This is a genomic window from Schlesneria sp., from assembly GCF_036405755.1.
GTDB classification, from domain to species: domain Bacteria; phylum Planctomycetota; class Planctomycetia; order Planctomycetales; family Planctomycetaceae; genus Schlesneria; species Schlesneria sphaerica.
Window position 1 is genome coordinate 1 of record NZ_DASWWZ010000513.1, and the last position, 4287, is coordinate 4287.

The following is a 4287-nucleotide window of genomic DNA, read 5'->3' on the forward strand; positions in this document are numbered from 1 at the left end:
GCGCCAAAACCAATCGAGCCAGGGGCTGTAGACAAAGACGCACCAGAAAAATTCACGACCACACCGAGCGGACTGAAATATCGAATCCGCCGTAAGTCGTCGGGAACCATGCCGACCGCTGAAGACACGGTCAAAGTTCACTATCGGGGCTGGTTCGATGATGGACAGACCTTCGACAGCTCATACGAAAGAGGAACTCCGATTGAATTCCCCTTGAACGGCGTCATCAAAGGCTGGACAGAGGGAATGCAACTCGTTGGCAAAGGGGGAATGATCGAACTCGAAATCCCCTACAACCTTGCCTATGGAGAACGTGGTCGACCGGGAATTCCTCCCAAATCAACCCTGCATTTCCTGGTCGAACTACTTGAGGTGAAGTAGTTCCCGTCAGTTTTCAGTGTTCAGTGAGACGCTCCGACGGTCTGAGAGTCAGCTCGACCCGAAGCGAATCATTGAACACTGAAAACTTCTCATCTCCAGTCTCGCACAAGGCACAACAGTCGCTGAAGTCGATCAGTAGGTCGGCAAGCCGTTCACTGGCACCAGCGCGGCACTGTTATAAATTGCTGCCCCCTGAACCGCTCCTGGAATCACCGTGGCGGTCTGAGTAGGAACAAAGGCGGCCTGCGTGTAACCCGGGGCAAACGCAGCCTGACTGAAGTCACTCTGGTAAAGGCTGCCAGTCTGGGGAAGGTAGCCGCCAGATGGTGAGCAACCATTGTTGCACGGAGCACACCGGTTCATGCCATACCCGGCCCCGTAGCCATACCCGCCAAGGCAGCAACATCCGACCGATGAGACGGTCAACATCAAACCTGCTATGACATGCGCGATCTTGCTGAACATAAAGTGTTCCTTTGAACCAATTTTCGAGAAGACGGGATTTGGAGAGGTGAGATGTGACCGTTGGACATTGCTGGGTACGGTGGGAGAGCCGTTCAGCTCGGATGTCGTCCGTCGGTGCGTGGCGTGATATACGCGAAGAGTGAAATTCTGGGAAAGATCATTTTTCGAAAAAATGATCGATTTCCAAAGAATTGACTCAAGAATTTCGCTTCGGCAATTTCTGCCGAATCCCATAAAAAATAGTGTTTCGCATCTACTTCGCGCGTTTGGGACGTCACGAGCCCACTGCCGCCGCAGCTGCCAGAACCCTTCGATCCAAACATTCGTACCGCAATGACAGCCCGCACCGCATTCAAGCTGGATTGCACGGAGTTCACGTCAACCGCAATTCTTCGGCGGTCGTGAAAGTTCGCTGAGCCCCGGTGGCGATAACGCGTCCCAACGATGTGGATGGCGCGTTCGCCAACGACACGAGAGGTTGCTTCAGGCAAATGGTGCTTGGGGGCAAACTCATCCACCACCCGATCAGGCTGTCACCGACTCTGCCGGGGCGAGCCAATCAGACTGCTCAGAAACCCGCGTTCGGAACAACGGCAGGGTTTCCCTGTGCAGGAGCATTCTTGTCAGCACCTGCCTTCGGGGGAACAGAAGTAAAGTTAAACGATTCCAGCATGAGCGGAATGCGTTCGTTGACCTTCTGAGCGTTCTCGATCCCTTCGGGCAGAACGACAACCAGCACGCCAATCACGCTTCCCAGCTTCTTTGAATACACCTCAAAAGTGTAGTTCGTCCCGTCAATCTCTTTCCCCTTGAAACTGCAAACATCAAAAGCCGCCTGAGCCTGATACGAGGGGGAGACTTTTGGATGCAACTGAGGGGCTTCGTCCGTGACGGGAATCTGGAGTCGATCACTGAGATACGTTTTGAGCGCATTCACGAATTCACCCGCATCGGTCGCGTGTTCACCCGCCAGTTCCCAGTAGTTGCTCAGCGCGTAGATGTACCCCTTATGATTCTCGGTGACGCCATTCCCTTTTCCCACCTGAAAAGTCGACTCCCACGCCCCGAACAGTTCGGGAAAAGTCAGATTCAGATAGTCGGGCTGACGAGGATCGATCGTCGGCTGTTCGATCGTCCCATCCTCTTTTTGAATCGGTGCGGCGGGAGGAATCAGGGTGAACTGAAGGGGAACCCGCAGTTCAATCAAATTTCCCGCCACGGTCCACTTGGGGGCCAGAGATTGCTCGATCTTATCCAGGTAAGCGTAATATTTTCTGGACTCATTGAGCCGCGCTTCGTACTCGGAATATCCGCACCCGCAACACAGTGCGAGCAGAGCAAACAGCGGCATCGTCGAACGAGCCCAACTCATATTGGCGGATTCCAGAAATTCGGTGTGCGAAGCGTACATAAGAGTCCTCAAACACCGCCATGCAATCAATCGAAGTGGATCGGTCCTTCTCCCGATAACGGCGTTTGCAAATTGTGGTCGAACGAAATCGGTCCGTCAATCATGCGATTTTCGGTCACACCTGACCGGCAGAGGCAGCGACGTTGCTGTTACTCGCCGAACAACGGCCAGGGCCTCACGCGTTCTTTTAACGGCGACTCCTCGTCCAGCTTCGAAAGAATTGAATTGGATCAAGGACAGAGGAAATGGCGTTGCTTGATCAGGCTAGTTCAGTCGTTCTGCAAGTCGATCAAACATACTGAGCCAGCTCGGGTGCGCCCCTGTTCGTTTGGCAAGAGCTTCATCAACAGTTTGTCGCAGGGTCAGTCGCGTCCCTGTCGGGATTTCTTCCAGGAAGACGGTGACGATCGTTTCACGAGGCCACTGCGGGTCCATCCCGACATCCTGCGGTTCGACCGGCTGCATGGCAGCATTCGAGACAGCCATCGTGAACTCGATTAACTCGGGCTGCTGAATCTTGCGATATTCCCCCCGGCACCAGCACTCCTTCCCGTCAGGAGTCAGAATGCAGGAGTGATACTCCCCGCCCTCACGGAAATCGAACTTGCGATAACGGATCTGACATCCGCTCGGTGCGAACCAGTGACAAAGCTGCGATTCCGATGTCCACGCCTCAAAGACCAGCTCGCGCGGCGCAGAGAACTCACGCACGATCAACACCTGGGGCACGGCTAAATCATTTTTTTTCTGCACGGTCAGTCCCTTTCTGTTTCCTGCTCGCGTTCGCGTTTAACTGTTTCAGGTGCTCGTCAAGACGATCGAGCCCTCCGTCCCAGAATTCCCGGTACTGCTCAACCCACTGCAGCACTTCCTTAAGAGGCTCAGCCGAAAGACGACACGGACGCCATTGAGCATCGCGACCACGTTTGATGAGTCCCGTTCGCTCCAGCACTTTCAAATGCTTGGTGATCGCGGGGGGACTCATGTCGAAGGGTTGCGACAGCTCCCCGACGGACGCCTCTCCTTCTCGCAGTCGAGACAAGATCGCTCGCCGGGTCGGGTCAGCCAAAGCCGCAAAAACGGCGCTTAATGAATCCTGAGACATGATGAACTACACCATTCGGTTATTTAACCCACAGGTAAACTACAATCGAACGAGTGATCGAGCAAGTGCCCGCTCAAAGAAATCTTCTGTGGTTCCTCAAAAACCCGTTCGCGTCGCAATTTCGAGGTGAAACTTCGCAAGTTTGTCCACAGTGAAGAAACATCTCCCGCCATTTCACCCATGTCTTAACCTGTTTTCTTATAAAGCATTCTGACCCATGCGAAGCCTCTTCCAAGAGCGGCACGTGAGGAAAAACAAAAGTGGACATTGACATCCACTTCCGGCCACCATAGCATCCTGTCGAAAGTGGACTCTTTCATCCACTTTGCGATCGGTGATTAAGTTCCAGGAAAATGACCATGAAGCATATTGACGAAGCACGACTTGAATCGGATTTGGCGTACCGATTTCAGTACCTGGCCGAATTCATGGATTTTGGCGAGGCCGAAATCGCGGCGATTCATGCCTCCGCTCCCCTGCTGGCACCGCTTGTTCCAGGACTGGTCAACGCCGTTTACGAGAAACTCTACGGTTACGATGCGACGTGGCGACATTTTGTTCCTCGACAAACGGGTTACGAAGGGGCCGTCCCCCAGTCGATTGCCGATGTTTCACTCGATCACGAGATGATTCGTTTTCGCAAGGAACACCTCGGACGGTATCTCGCAGCACTGGTCACCCGGCCCTATGACGGCAAGATGGTGGCCTATCTGGATATGGTCGGGAAGATGCATACGCCGAAAGCGGGTTCTCCGGAGCTCGACGTCCCGCTTGTTCAAATGAACGCGCTCATGGGTTTTGTGGCAGACGCCATGACGAGCACGATTCTGGGTCTGGGGCTGGAACGGGATGTCGAGACAAAAACTGTCCGAGCGTTTGCCAAACTCCTGTGGCTCCAGAACGACCTGATCAATCGTCATTATCA

General features: G+C 53.9%; 6 protein-coding genes. 2 read left to right on the top strand and 4 right to left on the bottom strand.

From position 1 onward, the window contains the following. Positions 1 to 12 precede the first annotated feature (12 nt). A complete protein-coding gene (locus VGE80_RS17410) occupies positions 13 to 381 on the top strand; it encodes an FKBP-type peptidyl-prolyl cis-trans isomerase (RefSeq protein ID WP_440593553.1) in 369 nt (122 codons plus the stop codon). 132 nt (positions 382 to 513) lie between these two features. Here the strand turns inward: VGE80_RS17410 and VGE80_RS17415 are convergent, their stop codons facing one another. The 4 genes from VGE80_RS17415 to VGE80_RS17430 all read right to left on the bottom strand — a co-directional run bounded on the left by VGE80_RS17415 (position 514) and on the right by VGE80_RS17430 (position 3362). Beyond that, on the bottom strand, positions 514 to 846 hold the full coding sequence (locus tag VGE80_RS17415; RefSeq protein ID WP_373651544.1) for a hypothetical protein: 333 nt from the start codon (positions 844 to 846) through the stop codon (positions 514 to 516). Between the two features lie 568 nt (positions 847 to 1414). Further along, the gene (locus VGE80_RS17420) at positions 1415 to 2257 is read right to left on the bottom strand and encodes a hypothetical protein (RefSeq protein WP_373651542.1); all 843 of its coding nucleotides are present in this window, start codon (positions 2255 to 2257) and stop codon (positions 1415 to 1417) included. Positions 2258 to 2521: 264 nt separating this feature from the next. Continuing rightward, positions 2522 to 2986 (bottom strand): SRPBCC family protein, encoded by a 465-nt coding sequence (locus VGE80_RS17425; RefSeq protein ID WP_440593551.1) that lies wholly within the window; start codon positions 2984 to 2986, stop codon positions 2522 to 2524. Between the two features lie 7 nt (positions 2987 to 2993). Further along, positions 2994 to 3362 (bottom strand): ArsR/SmtB family transcription factor, encoded by a 369-nt coding sequence (locus VGE80_RS17430; protein ID WP_373651540.1) that lies wholly within the window; start codon positions 3360 to 3362, stop codon positions 2994 to 2996. A 359-nt stretch (positions 3363 to 3721) separates the two neighbouring features. Here VGE80_RS17430 and VGE80_RS17435 point away from each other — a divergent pair. Then, on the top strand, positions 3722 to 4287 hold a 566-nt coding region (locus VGE80_RS17435), incomplete at its 3' end, for a protoglobin family protein (protein WP_440593552.1).